Below are 15284 nucleotides of genomic sequence, written 5' to 3' on the forward strand. Positions count from 1 at the left end.
GTTGATAGGCCGGATCTGGAAGCCAGGTAACTGGTGGAGGTGACCGGTACTAATAGGCCGAGGGCTTGTCCTCAGTTGCTCGCGTCCACTGTGTTAGTTCTGAGGCAACGACCGTTGCCGGCTAGAGCTGAACACACAATTGAAGAGTGTGCTTGTTCGCTCGAAACCATTAGGGTTTCGGTGGTCATAGCGTGAGGGAAACGCCCGGTTACATTCCGAACCCGGAAGCTAAGCCTCACAGCGCCGATGGTACTGCAGGGGGGACCCTGTGGGAGAGTAGGACGCCGCCGAACAATCTTTGGAGGACCCCTGGTCCCAGCGTTCAGCTGGGACCAGGGGTCCTTTTGTTTTTACAATGCTTGCGGTACCTAAGACAGGAGTCACCATGTCCACCAACTCTCCCGACGACCGACCGGAGCGCGACCAGCGGCGACGGGACAGTGGTGACCGTAACGACCGTGGGGACCGCGGTGGTTACGGCCGGCGCGACGTCCGTCGTGACGACAGCCGCGGGGGCGGTGGCGGCGGATACGGACGACGTGACGACCGGCGTGACGACCGGCGTGGTGACGATCGTGGTGGATTCCGCCGCGACGACAACCGTGGCAGCGGCGGTGGTTACGGCCGTCGCGACGACAACCGCGGTTCCCGTCCGGGGTTCCAGCGTGATGACCGCCGTGACGACCGTGGTGGCAGTGGTGGTTACGGTCGTCGTGATGACCGTGGTGACCGTGGTCCGCGTCGTGACGACCGCGGTGACCGTCCCGCGTTCCGCCGTGACGACCGCCGTGACGACCGTCGCGATGATCGTCGTGACGACCGGCCCTCGTTCCGGCGTGACGACCGCGATGACCGCGGTGGGTTCCGTCGGGACGACCGTCGTGACGACAACCGTGGCGGCGGTGGCGGCTACGGCCGTCGGGACGACAACCGCGGTGGCGGCGGTGGCTACGGCCGCCGTGACGACAACCGTGGTGGCAGTGGCGGCTACGGCCGTCGTGATGACCGTGGTGACCGTGGTCCGCGTCGTGACGACCGCGGTGACCGTCCCGCGTTCCGCCGTGACGACCGCCGTGACGACCGTCGCGATGACCGGCGTGACGACCGCCGTGACGACCGGCCCTCGTTCCGGCGTGACGACCGCGATGACCGCGGTGGGTTCCGTCGGGACGACCGTCGTGACGACAACCGTGGCGGCGGTGGCGGCTACGGCCGTCGTGACGACAACCGCGGTGGCGGCGGTGGCTACGGCCGCCGTGACGACCGGCGCGACGACCGCGGTCCCCGCCGCGACGACAGCCGCGGTGGCGGTGGCTACCCCCGCCGCGACGACAGCCGTGGCGGCAGCGGCTACCCGCGCCGCGACGACCGCCGTGACGACCGCGGCCCCCGGCGCGACGACAACCGCGGCGGCGGCTTCCGCAGGGACGATCGCCGGGACGACCGGCGCGACGACCGGCGCGGCGGTGGCTTCCGTGGCCGCGACGACCGTGACCGGGACCGCGACCGCGACCGCGAGCCGATCAAGAGGCTGCCGATCCCGGAGGATGTCACCGGCGACGAGATCGACAAGGACGTGCGCCAGGAGCTGCTGAGCCTGCCCAAGACGCTCGCGGACGACGTCGCCAGGAACCTGGTGATGGTCGCGCGGCTCATCGACGAGGACCCCGAGGGCGCCTACGGCTACTCCAGGGTGGCCCTGCGGCTGGCGTCCCGTGTCGCCGCCGTACGCGAGGCGGCCGGGTTCGCCGCCTACGCGAACCAGAAGTACTCCGAGGCGCTCGCCGAGTTCCGGGCGGCTCGGCGCATGACCGGCAGCGTGGAGCTGTGGCCGGTGATGGCCGACTGCGAGCGTGGACTCGGGCGGCCGGAGAAGGCGCTCGACATGGCCGGCGCCCCCGAGGTGCACAAGCTCGACAAGGCGGGCCAGGTCGAGATGCGGCTCGTCGCCGCCGGTGCCCGGCGTGACATGGGGCAGCTGGACGCGGCGATCGTGACCCTGCAGAGCCCCGAGCTGGCGTCCAACTCCGTCCAGCCGTGGACCGCGCGGCTGCGCTACGCCTACGCCGACGCCCTGCTGGCCGCCGGCCGGGTCGACGAGGCCCGGGAGTGGTTCGCCAAGGCCGTGGAGGCCGACCGGGACGGCAGCACGGACGCCTCCGACCGGCTGGCCGAGCTGGACGGGGTCGAGTTCCTCGACGCCCTGGACGAGGACGGGGACGACGACGCGAACGACGAGGCCGAGGTCGCCGTCACGGACGAGGGCAAGTCCGAGTCCGGCAGGTCCGAGTCCCTGGCCGACGGGACGGCCCACGAGCCCGACACCGACGACGGCACCGACGACGGCACCCACGACGACACCGAGCGGGACTGATCCCGGCGCGTGACATAGCGGCGTGACACAGCAGAAGGGGCGGGCTCCGATCCGGGGCCTGCCCCTTCCGCCTTCCCCCCAGGGCCCCAGGGCGCTCAGACGTCGAGCGCCCGCAGCACCAGCCCCGAGGCCGGCTTCGGACCGAAGGACGTCGACTTGCGGGGCATCGTCACACCCTGGCGGGCGAGGTCACGGACGACCTCCTCGCGGACCGGGTGCATGAGGACGGCCGTACTGCCGTCCTGTTCGGCCTTGGTGACCGTCGCCGCCGCGTCGTGGATGTAGGCGATGTGGGCGGGGGAGTCCTCGGGGATGTGCCAGACGTGTTCGAGGAGCGTGGTGTGCAGGACGGTGGCGTCCAGGGTGCGCCAGGGGGCCGGGCGGTCGGCCGGGACGGTGCGGGCCAGCAGGTCCGGGTCGGGACGGTCGAGGAGATGGAACGTGCCGTCCCCGGCCAGCAGGAACGCGTTGCCGGCGCAGGCCGCGTCCGCGAGCGCCTCCTGTGCCTTCGGCAGGGTCACGTCGAGCCGGCGCACCCGGAAGTGCCCCTCGACGGCCGTCAGGGCGTCCGCGACCGGCAGGCCGTGCAGCAGGCGGTGGATGGCGCGGACGCGCAGCGGGTAGCGGGCGGTGTCCACGAGGAGCACCAGGCCGTAGTCCCAGGGGCTGGGGGAGGCGTGCTCCGCGCGCAGCCGCAGGTAGGTGGCCCAGCGGTGGTGGCCGTCGGCGATCAGGGCCTGGTGGTGGCCCAGGTCGGACTGGATACGGGCCACCTCGGCGGGGTCGGTGATCGACCAGAGGCGGTGGTGGAAGCCGTCCTCCGTGGTGGTCGCGAGCAGCGGGGGCCGTCCGGTCGTGGCCTCGACGACCTCGGCGGCGGTGCCGTCGCCCCGGTAGGTGAGCAGCAGGGGTTCCAGGTTGGCGGAGGTGGCGCGCATCAGGGCCGCGCGGTCGGCGACGACCGGGGGCATGACCTCCTCGTGCGGCAGCACCACGCCCTCGGACGGCTCCGAGACGCGCAGGGCGCCGATGACCCCGCGCTGGAGCAGGCCGTTGTCGTCGCGCTGTTCGTAGACGTACAGGCCGGGTTCCGGGTCCAGGGCGAGGATGCCCTCGGCCTGCCAGCGGCGCAGGGTGTCCGCCGCCTGTCCGGTGCGGGCGCTGGGGGTGCCGGCCTGGGGAAGGATGAGGCGGACGATGTTGTGCGGGTCCGCGGACTGGAGGTGGTGGACTCCGTCGGGGCGTACGACGACGTCGTACGGCGGGGAGGTGACGGCCGCCAGACTGCCGACCCGGTCCGGGTCGTAGCGAAGGCCTCGGAACGGGGTGAGTTCCAGGCCTCGGCGCTCCGTTGCTTCCGAGTGACCTGCAGTGTTCATCCCGGCATCGTACGTGTGTCGATGCGTGCGGGATGATCGGTGGGGAAGGCGGGTCGAGCGAGAGTGACAAGGAGCGATGGGGAATGAGCCAGGGCACCAGGACTGGTCCCGAGGGCAGCGGACAGGCCCTGAGCACGGCGTACGACACGGCGCTGCTCGATCTGGACGGGGTGGTGTACGCGGGCGGCAGCGCGATCGCGCACGCCGTGGAGTCGTTGGAGGTGGCCCGCTCGGGCGGCATGCGTCTGGCGTACGTCACCAACAACGCGCTGCGGACGCCGGACGCGGTGGCCGGGCATCTCACGGAGCTGGGGATCCCGACGGAGGCCGCCGACGTCATCACCTCGGCGCAGGCGGTGGCGCGGCTGATCAGTGAGCAGGTGCCGGCCAGGGCGCGGGTGCTGGTGATCGGGGGTGAGGGGCTGCGGGTCGCGCTGCGGGAGCGGGGGCTGGAGCCGGTGGAGTCCGCCGACGACGATCCGGCTGCCGTGGTGCAGGGGTTCGGCGGGCCGGATCTGCCATGGGGCCGGTTCGCGGAGGCGTCGTACGCGGTGGCGCGCGGGGTGCCGTGGTTCGCGTCCAACACGGATCTGACGATCCCCAGTGGGCGGGGGATCGCGCCGGGCAACGGCGCGGCGGTGGAGGTGGTGCGGATCGCGACGGGTGCGGAGCCGCAGGTGGCGGGCAAGCCGCTGCCGCCGATGCACCGGGAGACGATCCTGCGGACGGGCGCGAAGCGGCCGTTGGTGGTCGGGGACCGGCTGGACACCGACATCGAGGGCGCGTTCAACGGCGGTGTCGACTCGCTGCTCGTGCTGACCGGCGTCACCGACGGGCCCCGGCTGCTGGCCGCGCCGCCGCAGCACCGGCCGACGTACGTGGACGCCGATCTGCGGGGGCTGCTCACCGGGCAGCCGGACGTGAGCGCCGAGGGTGACGGGTTCCGGTGCGGGGGGTGGACCGCCACGGCCGGAGCGGAGGAGCTGGAGCTGTCGGGTGACGGGGAGGCGCTCGACGGGCTGCGGGCGTTGTGCGCGGCGGCCTGGACGGCGGCCGGGGAGGGCTCCTGCGGGCTGGACGGGGGCAAGGCGCTGGCGCGGCTCGGTCTCTGACGGCCTGAGGGCTCCGTGCTCTGACGGCCTGAGGGCTCCGCGCCCGCGCGGGCGGCGTGCGTCGGCGGCACCGGACACCCCGACTTTTGCGAGGGTAGGCTAACCTAACCACGTGTTGGTCGACAGTCCCTCCGAGCAGCGCGCGGACACCGCCCCCGCGCCCCCAACCCACCGGGCGATACGGTCCCTTGGTCTTCTCGGTTCCGTCGGGATCCTGGTGCTCGTCGCCCTGGCGAGCATCGCGATCGGCGCCAAGGAGCTGCCGTGGGAGCAGGTCTGGCACGGTCTGTTCCACGACACCGGGACGTACGGGGACGTGGTCGTCGACGAGCGGCTGTCGCGGACCGTCCTCGGTCTGCTGGCCGGTGCCGCCCTCGGCCTGTCCGGGGCGGTGCTCCAGGCGCTCACCCGCAACCCGCTGGCCGACCCCGGGCTGCTCGGCATCAACGCGGGCGCCTCGGCCGCCGTGGTCACCGCCATCACCTTCTTCGGCGTCACCACGCTGCGCGGGTATGTGTGGTTCGCGTTCGCCGGCGCGGCCGTGGTGGGTGCGCTGGTGTGGTTCCTGGGCGGCAGCCGGGGCGCCACCCCGGTACGGCTCGCCCTCGCGGGCACCGCGATCAGCGCCGCGCTCTACGGCTATCTCCAGGCCGTGATGATCACGGACGGCGCGGCGCTCAACAAGCTGCGTTTCTGGACGGTGGGTTCGCTGGCCTCGGCGAGCGACGCGACGATCGTGCAGGTGCTGCCGTTCCTCGCGGTGGGCACCCTGCTCGCCCTCGGCCTGGCTCGGCCGCTGAACGCGGTGGCGATGGGCGACGACACCGCCCGTGCCCTCGGCGCGAACCTGGGCCGTACCCGGGCCCTCGCCATGCTCGCCGCCACCGTGCTGTGCGGCGCGGCCACCGCGGCCTGCGGTCCGATCGCCTTCGTCGGGCTGATGGTGCCGCACGTGGTGCGCTCCTTCACCGGCCCGGACCTGCGCTGGATCCTGCCCTACGCGACGGTCCTGTCGCCGGTGCTGCTGCTCGGTGCCGACGTCGTCGGCCGGATCGTCGCCCGTCCCTCGGAGCTCCAGGTCGGCATCGTCACCGCGGTCATCGGCGGGCCGGTCTTCATTCTTCTCGTACGACGGCGGAGGACGGCCCAGCTGTGAGGAACACGCGTACCCTGCGCACCCCCGGCGGGCTCTCCGTGCGGGCGGACCTGCGCGCGCTGGTCGTCGTGGTGGCGCTGCTGCTGGCCGCGGCCGCCGCGAGTGTCGTGCTGATCGGCACCGGCGACTTCCCGATCTCCTTCGGAGACGTGCTCAGGACGCTGGCCGGCGACGGCACCGCCGGGCAGGAGTTCATCGTCGACGAACTGCGGCTGCCGCGGGTCCTGGTCGGTCTGCTGGTCGGCGCCTCGCTGGGGCTCGGCGGAGCGCTGTTCCAGTCGATCTCCCGCAACCCGCTGGGCAGCCCGGACGTCCTGGGCCTGTCCCAGGGCGCCACGTCCGGCGCCCTCGTCGTGATCGTGCTGCTGTCCGGCAGCGCCACCCAGGTCACCGTCGGTGCGCTGATCGGCGGCCTGCTGACCGGCCTCGGCATCTATCTGCTCGCCTGGAAGCAGGGTGTGCACGGCTACCGTCTGGTCCTGGTCGGCATCGGTGTCTCCGCGATCGTCACCGCGGTCAACGGCTATCTGCTCACCAAGGCCGACCTGGTGGACGCCACCCGCGCGGTCGTCTGGATGACCGGATCCCTCAACGGCCGTGACTGGAGCCAGGTCTGGCCGCTGCTCGCGCTGTGCGCGGTCCTCGTCCCGCTGGTCCTCGCCAACGCCCGGGGCCTGCGCGTGACGGAGATGGGCGACGACGTGTCGTACGCCCTGGGGGTACGGGTGGAGCGGGTGCGGATGCTGCTCATGGTGTCCGCGGTGCTGCTGACCGCGGCCGCCACCGCCGCGGCCGGTCCGGTGAGCTTCGTGGCGCTCACCGCACCGCAGCTCGCCCGCCGCCTGACCCGCTCACCGGGACCCAACCTGGTGGCCTCCCTGTGCATGGGTGCCACCCTGCTCGTCACCGCGGACTGGGCGTCCCAGCGCGCGTTCGGCGCCGACCAGCTGCCCGTGGGCGTGGTCACCGGCGTCCTCGGCGGTGTCTACCTGCTCTGGCTCCTCGTCACCGAGCGCAGGGCGGGCCGGATATGAGCCCGATCCCCACCGGCGGGACGAACGACCCGAGGAGTACTGTGAACCGCCTGTCCGCCGAGAACGTCACCCTCGCCTACGACCGGCGGGTCATCGCCGAGCAGTTGTCGGTGGAGATCCCCGACAACTCCTTCACGGTGATCGTCGGTCCGAACGCCTGCGGGAAGTCGACGCTGCTGCGCGCCCTGTCCCGGATGCTCCGCCCCAGCCAGGGCCGGGTGCTCCTGGACGGCCAGGTCATCCAGTCGATGCCGGCCAAGAAGGTCGCCCGCACCCTCGGCCTGCTCCCGCAGTCGTCCGTCGCGCCCGACGGCATCACCGTCGCCGACCTGGTCGGCCGCGGCCGTTACCCGCACCAGGGCCTGCTGCGCCAGTGGTCGGCCGAGGACGAACGGGTCGTCCGGGAGTCGATGGCGCAGACCGGGGTCGCCGAGCTCGCCGACCGCTACGTCGACGAACTCTCCGGCGGGCAGCGCCAGCGTGTCTGGATCGCCATGGCGCTCGCCCAGCAGACCCCGCTGCTGCTCCTCGACGAGCCGACCACCTACCTGGACATCCAGCACCAGATCGACGTCCTCGACCTGTGCGCGGAACTCCACGAAGAGCAGGGACGGACCCTGGTCGCGGTCCTGCACGACCTCAACCACGCGGCCCGCTACGCCACCCATCTGATCGCGCTCAAGGGCGGCCGGGTCGTCGCGGAGGGCGCCCCGAACGACATCGTCACCGCCGCACTGGTCGAGGAGGTGTTCGGGCTGGCCTGTCAGGTGATCGACGACCCGGAGACGGGGACCCCGCTGGTGGTGCCGGCGGCCCGGAAGGCGCGGGCCGGCACGCGGGGGGCCGCGGCGAGCGGGGTCACAGCAACTTCCTGAGCCGGAACAGGTCCAGCAGGTTCGCCTCCAGCTTCACCCGGCCCGAGCCCCAGGCCCCGGCGAAGTTCAGCTCGCCGTCCACCAGGGCCACCAGGTCGTCGCCGGCCATGGCGAGTCTGATCTGCGCCTTCTCGCGGGGCGGCCCGGGGAACGTCTCCGCCACCTCGATCCGGCCGCCGGTGAGCCGGCCGGCGAAGGTGACGTCCAGGTCAGTGATGTGGCAGCTGACCGTGCGGTCCATGGCGGCGGCCGCCCGGACGCCGCCCTCGGCGCCACCCATGTTGTGCGAGAGCTTCTCGAGTGCGGCGCGGCACTCCTCGATCGTGGCCATCGCGATCGACGGTACCCCAGCGGTTCGGGGTAGCGTCGGGGCATGACCGACTCTGTGCCCGAGGGCCAGGTGGCGGAGACGAACCCGGTCGCGGTAGCCGCCGAACCCGAGTACGACCCCGCCGCCCCCGCCCCGCTGGACGTACCCCGCACCCCCACCGGCGACGCCGGGGTCGACGCCCTGCTCGACCGGCTGGGCGACGCCGACCACCTCGGCACCGACGGGCATCTGGAGGTGTACGAGGATGTACACCGGGGACTGCGCGACGCGCTCACGGCGCTCGACACCCGCCCGGGACCTCCGGGGCCCCCGGTGCCCGCACCGCCGTACCACCAGAGCAGGAGCTGAACCCACCGTGGCAGGAGTCGCACGTCGCCGTCTGGACGCGGAGCTGGTCCGCCGCAAGCTGGCGCGCTCGCGCGAGCACGCCAGCCAGCTGATCGCCGCCGGGCGGGTGTCCGTCGGCAAGACCGTCGCGACCAAGCCGGCCACGCAGGTGGAGACCGCCGCGGCGATCGTCGTGCAGAGCGACGACAGCGATCCCGAGTACGTGTCCCGGGGCGGGCACAAGCTCGCGGGCGCGCTCCAGGCGTTCGTACCGCGCGGCCTCGTGGTGGCCGGGCGGCGTGCGCTGGACGCCGGGGCGTCGACCGGCGGCTTCACCGATGTGCTGCTGCGGGCGGGCGCCGCGCACGTCGTCGCCGTCGACGTGGGGTACGGCCAACTCGCCTGGTCTCTGCAGAGCGATGAACGCGTCACCGTCAAGGACCGTACGAACGTACGCGAGTTGACGCTTGAAGCGATCGATGGGGAGCCTGTGGATCTAGTCGTGGGTGATCTGTCCTTCATCCCGCTCGGGCTGGTGCTGCCGGCCCTGGCGCGGTGTGTGAAGCCGGACGCCGACCTGGTGATGATGGTCAAGCCGCAGTTCGAGGTGGGCAAGGAGCGACTGGGCAGCGGGGGAGTCGTACGGAGTCCGCAGCTGCGGGCGGAGGCCGTGCGGGGGGTTGCCGACAAGGCGTGGGAACTGGGGCTCGGGGTGAACGGTGTCACCGCCAGTCCGCTGCCCGGTCCGTCGGGCAACGTCGAGTACTTTCTGTGGCTGCGGGCCGGCGCACCCCCGTTGGATCCGGCCGACGTTGACCGTGCAGTGGCGGAGGGGCCGCGTTGACACAGAACCGAGCTCGTACTGTTTTCCTCCTCGCCCACACCGGGCGGCCCGCGGCGATCCGCAGCGCCGAACTGGTGGTGAAAGGGCTGCTGGCGGCGGGAGTCGGCGTACGGGTCCTGGATTTCGAGGCCCGCGACCTGCCGCTGCCCGACGAGGTGGAACTCGTCGAGGAGGCGTCGCCGCACAGCCTCGACGGCTGTGAGCTGCTGATCGTGCTCGGCGGTGACGGGACGCTGCTGCGCGGCGCCGAGTTCGCGCGTGCCTCCGGGGTGCCGATGCTCGGCGTCAACCTCGGGAGCGTCGGGTTCCTCGCGGAGGCCGAGCGGGACGACCTGGACAAGGTCGTCGACCGGGTGGTGAGCCGGGCGTACGAGGTCGAGGAGCGGATGACGGTCGACGTCGTCGTGCACCGCAACGGGGACATCGTGCACACCGACTGGGCGCTGAACGAGGCGGCCGTGCAGAAGGCGGGCGCCGAGAAGCTCCTGGAAGTCGTGCTGGAGATCGACGGGCGGCCGGTGACGGGGTTCGGGTGCGACGGCATCGTGCTGTCGACGCCGACCGGGTCCACCGCCTACGCCTTCTCCGCCGGCGGGCCGGTGGTGTGGCCGGAGGTCGAGGCGCTGCTGATGGTGCCGATCTCCGCGCACGCGCTGTTCGCGAAGCCGCTGGTGACGTCGCCGGACTCGGTGCTCGCGGTGGAGGTGCTGCCGCACATCCAGCCGGGAGTGCTGTGGTGTGACGGACGGCGGACGGTGGAGCTGCCGCCGGGGGCGCGGGTGGAGGTGCGGCGGGGGGCGGTGCCGGTGCGGCTGGCACGGCTGCACCACGCGTCGTTCACGGACCGGCTGGTCGCGAAGTTCGCGCTGCCGGTCTCCGGGTGGCGGGGGGCACCGCACTAGCGGTTCGAAGGGGGCGGCGGGGAGCGTCGGCGAGTGCGGGTGCTTCGTGGCTTGTCGCGCAGTTCCCCGCGCCCCTCAGGCAGGGACACTCGCCCGAGTGACAAGGGCACCTCGCACTTCTCGGTCCCGACCTCGTAAGGTCTTCTTCGTGCTGGAAGAGATGCGGATACGGTCCCTCGGAGTCATCGACGACGCCGTCGTCGAGCTGTCGCCGGGGTTCACCGCCGTCACCGGTGAGACCGGTGCGGGCAAGACCATGGTGGTCACCAGCCTCGGGCTGCTGCTCGGCGGGCGGGCGGATCCCGCGCTCGTGCGGATCGGGTCCGAGAAGGCGGTCGTCGAGGGGCGCGTCACCGTGCCCGAGGGCGCCTCCGCGGGCGTACGGGCCGAGGAGGCCGGTGCCGAGCTGGACGACGGGGCGCTGCTGATCAGCCGTACCGTTTCAGCCGAAGGGCGTTCCCGGGCGCACCTGGGCGGGCGGAGCGTGCCCGTGGGGCTGCTCGCCGAGCTCGCCGACGACCTGGTGGCCGTGCACGGGCAGACCGACCAGCAGGGCCTGCTGAAGCTGTCCCGGCAGCGCCAGGCCCTCGACCGGTACGCGGGCGACGGCGTCGCCGTGCCGCTCGCCAAGTACGGCGAGGCGTACCGGCGGCTGCGGGCCGTGACGGTGGAACTGGACGAGATCGTCACCCGGGCGCGTGAGCGGGCCCAGGAAGCCGACATGCTGCGGTACGGGCTGGAGGAGATCGCGGCCGTGGAGCCGCGGCCCGGCGAGGACGTCGAGCTCGCCGAGGAGGCCGAGCGGCTCGGGCACGCCGAGGCGCTGTCGTCGGCCGCGACCGCCGCGCACTCCGCGCTCGCGGGCAACCCCGAGGACCCCGAGGGCATCGACGCGGCCACCCTGGTCGCGGGCGCCCACCGGGCCCTGGAGGCCGTACGGTCGCACGACCCGGCGCTCGCCGCGCTCGCCGACCGGATCGGTGAGATCGGGATCCTGCTGGGCGACGTGGCCGGGGAGCTGGCCGGGTACGCCGACGACCTGGACGCCGACCCGCTGCGGCTGGCGGCCGTGGAGGAGCGGCGGGCCGCGCTCACCGCGCTGACCCGGAAGTACGGCGAGGACGTCGGCGCGGTGCTGGCCTGGGCCGAGCAGGGTGCCGCGCGGCTCGGCGAACTCGACGGCGACGACGAGCGGATCGACGAGCTGACCGCGGAGCGGGACGCGCTCCGTGCCGAACTGGGCGCACTCGCGCAGGCGTTGACCGACGCGCGGACGGAGGCCGCCGAGCGGTTCGCCGCGGCCGTCACCGCCGAGCTGGGCTCCCTGGCGATGCCGCACGCGCGCGTGTCCTTCGCGATCCGGCAGACCGAGGACCCCGAGGGCGTGGAGGTCGGCGGCCGTCCGGTGGCCTACGGTCCGGCGGGCGCCGACGAGGTCGAGCTGCTCCTCGCCCCGCACCCCGGCGCCCCGCCGCGCCCGATCGCCAAGGGCGCCTCCGGCGGTGAGCTGTCCCGGGTGATGCTCGCGGTGGAGGTCGTCTTCGCGGGCACCGACCCGGTCCCGACGTACCTCTTCGACGAGGTCGACGCGGGCGTGGGCGGCAAGGCGGCGGTCGAGATCGGCCGGCGTCTCGCGAAGCTCGCCAAGTCCGCTCAGGTCGTCGTGGTCACCCACCTTCCCCAGGTGGCCGCCTTCGCCGACCGCCAGTTGCTGGTCGAGAAGACCAACGACGGCACGGTCACCCGCTCCGGCGTGAAGGTCCTGGAGGGCGAGGAGCGGGTCCGGGAGCTGTCCCGGATGCTGGCCGGCCAGGAGGACTCGGAGACGGCCCGGGCGCACGCGGAGGAACTGCTCGCGACGGCCCGCGCCGACCGCTGACAGAACACGGGGCGGCGCATCGGTGCGCCGCCCCGCGCCCGCCTCGGCGGGCCCCTTTCTTCACTCTCCCGGGTGACACGCTCCGGCGCATTGCCCCGGCCCGCCTCGGTATGTGCCGCCCTGGGGTACGCGGAACCCCCTTGTGTGCTGGCATCCTTGGCGGGGACGGGGTGTCCGGGGGAGGCGCACGGCGACCCCTTCGGCCCGATACCTTCTGTACGTTCCCTCGTGACCGCCCCACGCCGAACCAGGAGCACGGCCGCGTGAGCCCCGTGAGCAGCAACGCACCGCTCGGCCAGTCGCCGCTGCGCACCGTGCAGGTGCTGGGCGGCGGCAACGCCGGCAGCAGTGCGCACGTGCGTTCGCTGGCCGCCGGCCTCGTCGCGCGCGGCGTGCGGGTCACGGTGTGCGCCCCCGTGGAGGCCGAACGCGCCTACGGCTTCTCGGACGCCGGCGCCGACCACGTCCACGTGCCGCGCAGCAGCGACCCGGGGTCGGTCGCCGCGCTCCGGGCGGCCTGCACCGGTGCCGACCTGGTGCACGCCCACGGCCTGCACGCCTCCTTCCGTGCGGCGCTCGCACTGAGCGGCCGCAGCACCCCGCTCGTCGTCACCTGGCACAACCGGGCGCACGCCGAGGGTGCCCGGGCGCATCTGCTGCGGATGCTGGAGCGGCGCGTGGCGCGGGCCGCCGCGGTGGTCCTCGGGACCACGTCCGACCTGGTGGACCGCGCCCGCCGCACCGGAGCCCGGGACGCCCGGCTCGCCGCCGTGGCGCTGCCCGGACCGCGGCCCGCGAAGCCGGACGACCCGGAGGGGCTGCGGCCCAAGGTGCGCGCCGAACTCGGCGCCATGGGAAGGCCGTTGCTCATGGCCGTCGGCTCCCTCGACCGGCACCGCGGCTACGACGTCCTGCTGGACGCGGCCCACGCCTGGCGACGGCTCGACCCGGTACCGCTGCTCGTCGTCGCCGGAGAGGGCCCGCTCCGTGCGGAGTTGCAGCGGCGGATCGAGGCGGAGGAACTGCCCGTCCGGCTCCTCGGCCGCCGGGACGACGCCACCGAACTGCTCGCCGCCGCCGATCTCGCGCTGCTGCCCAGCCGTTGGGAGTCCCGCTCGGTCCTCGCGCAGGAGGCCCTGCACGCGCGCGTGCCCCTGGTCGCGACCGCCGTCGGCGGCACCCCCGACCTGGTCGGAGACGCGGCCGAACTCGTCCCGTACGGCGACGCGCCGGCCCTCGCCGCCGCCGTCGTACGCCTGCTCGGCGACCCCGAGCGGTGCGCGGAACTGCGCGAGAAGGGCGCCCGGCAGGCGGCGAGCTGGCCGACCGAGGACGAGACGGTGGCCCAGGTCCTCAGCGTCTACGACGAACTGACCCAGCCCCAGCCTTTCTAGGACACGTGCCTGCGGGCCCTGAGTGCCAGGCTCAGTGCCAGGACCACCTGCGGGTCGTCGAGGTCGGTGCCCAGCAGCTCCCCGATCCTGGCGAGGCGGTTGTAGAGGGTCTGACGGTTGAGGTGCAGTTCGCGGGCCGTCTCCGCCTTGCGGCCTGCGTGCGCCAGATACGTCTCCAGGGTGGGCAGCAACGGCGGCCTGGAGCGGTGGTCGTGCTCGCGGAGCGGGCCGATCGCACGGTCCACGAACGCGGCGAGGTCGGGGTGGTCGCGCAGCCGCCACAGCAGCAGGTCGATGTCCAGACGGCGGGCGTCGTACCAGGGGCGTTCGGGGAGCCCCTGGGCGGCCGTCGCCGTCTCCGCCGCGTGCCGCAGCCCCGCCGAGGCCGCCGCCCAGCCGCCGGCGGCCCCGACCACCACGACCGGCGCGGCCGCCCCGGGACGCCGCATCCCGGCGCGCTCCACGCCCGCCCGCAGCGCCGCCGCGACCCGGTCCGCGACCGTCGTCCGCTCCGCCTCCGAGCGCAGGCCCAGCAGCAGCGGCACCCGCCCCTCGACCGGCCGTACGCCCAGCAGGACCGGGACGCCCACCGCCGCCAGCTCCTCGCCGACCGCCCGGGCGAGCACGGCCCAGCCGCCGCCCGGGGAGCCCGGCGCGAGGGAGTCGGCGATCCGCATGACCACGGGCAGCAGCGGGCCGCCGCCCGGCCTGAAGCCGAGGACCCGGGCCTGGGCCGGGGCGTCCGCAGCGGTGATGCGGCCCTCGGCGAGGTCGGTCAGGAAGTCGCCGCGCCCGCGGGCCGCCAGCTCCTCCTCCTGGCGGGCCTGCATCAGCACGACGGCGACGATCCCGGCGGCGCGTTCGGCGGCGATGCGGTGGACGGGAGCGAGGGGGCCGCGCACCGGCAGCAGGACCAGCCGGGCGCGCACCGAGCCCGTGCCGGGTCCACCGCCCGGCACGTCCACCAGCACGGACCCGGTCGGCGGCGGCGCGTCCCGGTGCTGCCCGCGCAGCCCCTCCCACACCTGGAGCGGATCCGCGCCCTCGGGTCCCGACCCGGCGGCGTACAGCAACTGGCCGTCGGTGGTCTCCAGGAAGACCGGGTTGGCGCTGAAGTCGGCCAGGATGGCCAGCACCTGCGGCACCCCGCCGCCGCCCAGCAGGGCCTCGGTGCAGCGGCGGTGCACCTCCTCGGCGCGCTGGAGGAGCGTGTAGTGGTGGTTGACGATCTCGGTGTGGATCTCCTCCGTCACCGTCACGAAGGGCACCTCGCGGTGCAGCACGACGAGCGGCAGCCCGGTGGCCCGGGCGGTGTCGACGAGCGTGGCGGGCAGCCGGGAGAAACGCGGGCCCAGCTCCACCACCAGGGCGGCGATGCCCCGCTCCGCGAGGGTGCGCACGAACGCCCGCTGGTCGGTGGGCCGGGTGCCCAGGCCGTAGCCGGTGGTGAGCAGCAGCTCGCCGCCCTTCAGCAGCGAGGCGATGTTCGGCACCTCGCCCGCGTGCACCCAGCGCACCGTCCGGCCCAGCCGGTCCGGGCAGGCCAGGATCTCTGGGAGCCCGCTGCGCAGCCCGGGCAGCTCAAGCGCCCGCTGCACGGTGATCCCGCCGCCCTGGGTGTCGAATCCGCTCCCCGTCCCGCTGTCCATGGGGCGGACGCTACCTGGGCGAACGCCT

Annotated in this window: 14 protein-coding genes and 1 rRNA gene; 12 read left to right on the forward strand and 3 right to left on the reverse strand. The window is 73.6% G+C overall.

Going from position 1 to position 15284, the window contains the following annotated elements; all coding sequences use genetic code 11:
- Positions 1 to 176: 176 nt before the first annotated feature.
- The 3 genes from rrf to AB0G52_RS00015 all read left to right on the forward strand — a co-directional run bounded on the left by rrf (position 177) and on the right by AB0G52_RS00015 (position 2374).
- Positions 177 to 293 (forward strand): 5S ribosomal RNA (gene rrf / locus AB0G52_RS00005).
- A gap of 150 nt (positions 294 to 443) precedes the next feature.
- Positions 444 to 1595, forward strand: coding sequence for a hypothetical protein (locus AB0G52_RS00010; RefSeq protein ID WP_361332334.1), 1152 nt, complete (start codon positions 444 to 446; stop codon positions 1593 to 1595).
- Positions 1577 to 2374, forward strand: a complete 798-nt coding sequence (locus AB0G52_RS00015; protein WP_361332337.1) for a tetratricopeptide repeat protein — start codon at positions 1577 to 1579, stop codon at positions 2372 to 2374. The genes AB0G52_RS00010 and AB0G52_RS00015 overlap by 19 nt, the downstream gene beginning before the upstream one ends.
- Before the next feature lie 95 nt (positions 2375 to 2469).
- On the opposite strand, the gene AB0G52_RS00020 is transcribed toward AB0G52_RS00015, so the two are convergent.
- Entirely contained in the window at positions 2470 to 3753 is a 1284-nt protein-coding gene (locus tag AB0G52_RS00020; RefSeq protein ID WP_361332340.1) for a DUF1015 domain-containing protein, read from the reverse strand.
- An 83-nt stretch (positions 3754 to 3836) separates the two neighbouring features.
- Between AB0G52_RS00020 and AB0G52_RS00025 the strand changes: the two genes are divergently transcribed.
- The 4 genes from AB0G52_RS00025 to AB0G52_RS00040 all read left to right on the forward strand — a co-directional run bounded on the left by AB0G52_RS00025 (position 3837) and on the right by AB0G52_RS00040 (position 7930).
- A complete protein-coding gene (locus AB0G52_RS00025; RefSeq protein ID WP_361332343.1) occupies positions 3837 to 4865 on the forward strand; it encodes an HAD-IIA family hydrolase in 1029 nt (342 codons plus the stop codon).
- Between the two features lie 112 nt (positions 4866 to 4977).
- Positions 4978 to 6021 (forward strand): iron chelate uptake ABC transporter family permease subunit, encoded by a 1044-nt coding sequence (locus AB0G52_RS00030; RefSeq protein WP_361332346.1) that lies wholly within the window; start codon positions 4978 to 4980, stop codon positions 6019 to 6021.
- Positions 6018 to 7055, forward strand: coding sequence for an iron chelate uptake ABC transporter family permease subunit (locus AB0G52_RS00035; protein ID WP_361332349.1), 1038 nt, complete (start codon positions 6018 to 6020; stop codon positions 7053 to 7055). The genes AB0G52_RS00030 and AB0G52_RS00035 overlap by 4 nt, the downstream gene beginning before the upstream one ends.
- Positions 7052 to 7930, forward strand: coding sequence for an ABC transporter ATP-binding protein (locus AB0G52_RS00040; RefSeq protein ID WP_132889004.1), 879 nt, complete (start codon positions 7052 to 7054; stop codon positions 7928 to 7930). Before AB0G52_RS00035 ends, AB0G52_RS00040 begins: the two co-directional genes overlap by 4 nt.
- Here the strand turns inward: AB0G52_RS00040 and AB0G52_RS00045 are convergent.
- Positions 7914 to 8261 carry an SCP2 sterol-binding domain-containing protein gene (locus tag AB0G52_RS00045; protein WP_132889005.1) on the reverse strand — a complete coding sequence of 116 codons (348 nt, stop codon included), beginning with the start codon at positions 8259 to 8261 and terminating at the stop codon, positions 7914 to 7916. The two genes, AB0G52_RS00040 and AB0G52_RS00045, sit on opposite strands and share 17 nt — an antisense overlap.
- 42 nt (positions 8262 to 8303) lie before the next feature.
- Between AB0G52_RS00045 and AB0G52_RS00050 the strand changes: the two genes are divergently transcribed.
- The 5 genes from AB0G52_RS00050 to AB0G52_RS00070 all read left to right on the forward strand — a co-directional run bounded on the left by AB0G52_RS00050 (position 8304) and on the right by AB0G52_RS00070 (position 13607).
- The gene (locus AB0G52_RS00050; RefSeq protein ID WP_132889006.1) at positions 8304 to 8609 is read left to right on the forward strand and encodes a hypothetical protein; all 306 of its coding nucleotides are present in this window, start codon (positions 8304 to 8306) and stop codon (positions 8607 to 8609) included.
- A gap of 7 nt (positions 8610 to 8616) precedes the next feature.
- A complete protein-coding gene (locus AB0G52_RS00055; RefSeq protein ID WP_132889007.1) occupies positions 8617 to 9432 on the forward strand; it encodes a TlyA family RNA methyltransferase in 816 nt (271 codons plus the stop codon).
- The gene (locus AB0G52_RS00060; protein ID WP_132889008.1) at positions 9429 to 10334 is read left to right on the forward strand and encodes an NAD kinase; all 906 of its coding nucleotides are present in this window, start codon (positions 9429 to 9431) and stop codon (positions 10332 to 10334) included. Before AB0G52_RS00055 ends, AB0G52_RS00060 begins: the two co-directional genes overlap by 4 nt.
- Positions 10335 to 10494: 160 nt before the next feature.
- Positions 10495 to 12213 carry a DNA repair protein RecN gene (gene recN, locus AB0G52_RS00065; RefSeq protein WP_361332928.1) on the forward strand — a complete coding sequence of 573 codons (1719 nt, stop codon included), beginning with the start codon at positions 10495 to 10497 and terminating at the stop codon, positions 12211 to 12213.
- 263 nt (positions 12214 to 12476) lie between these two features.
- Positions 12477 to 13607 (forward strand): glycosyltransferase family 4 protein, encoded by a 1131-nt coding sequence (locus tag AB0G52_RS00070; RefSeq protein ID WP_361332356.1) that lies wholly within the window; start codon positions 12477 to 12479, stop codon positions 13605 to 13607.
- Here the strand turns inward: AB0G52_RS00070 and AB0G52_RS00075 are convergent.
- Positions 13604 to 15256, reverse strand: a complete 1653-nt coding sequence (locus AB0G52_RS00075) for a PucR family transcriptional regulator (protein ID WP_361332359.1) — start codon at positions 15254 to 15256, stop codon at positions 13604 to 13606. The two genes, AB0G52_RS00070 and AB0G52_RS00075, sit on opposite strands and share 4 nt — an antisense overlap.
- Positions 15257 to 15284 lie beyond the last annotated feature (28 nt).

This window comes from Streptomyces sp. NPDC021562, assembly GCF_040640875.1.
GTDB lineage: Bacteria > Actinomycetota > Actinomycetes > Streptomycetales > Streptomycetaceae > Streptomyces.

Coding starts and splice junctions, on each gene's coding strand:
- AB0G52_RS00020 (WP_361332340.1), bottom strand. CDS start 3,753: ATGAACACTGCAGGTCACTCGGAAGCAACGGAGCGCCGAGGCCTGGAA.
- AB0G52_RS00025 (WP_361332343.1), top strand. CDS start 3,837: ATGAGCCAGGGCACCAGGACTGGTCCCGAGGGCAGCGGACAGGCCCTG.
- AB0G52_RS00040 (WP_132889004.1), top strand. CDS start 7,052: ATGAGCCCGATCCCCACCGGCGGGACGAACGACCCGAGGAGTACTGTG.
- AB0G52_RS00045 (WP_132889005.1), bottom strand. CDS start 8,261: ATGGCCACGATCGAGGAGTGCCGCGCCGCACTCGAGAAGCTCTCGCAC.
- AB0G52_RS00050 (WP_132889006.1), top strand. CDS start 8,304: ATGACCGACTCTGTGCCCGAGGGCCAGGTGGCGGAGACGAACCCGGTC.
- recN (WP_361332928.1), top strand. CDS start 10,495: ATGCGGATACGGTCCCTCGGAGTCATCGACGACGCCGTCGTCGAGCTG.
- AB0G52_RS00075 (WP_361332359.1), bottom strand. CDS start 15,256: ATGGACAGCGGGACGGGGAGCGGATTCGACACCCAGGGCGGCGGGATC.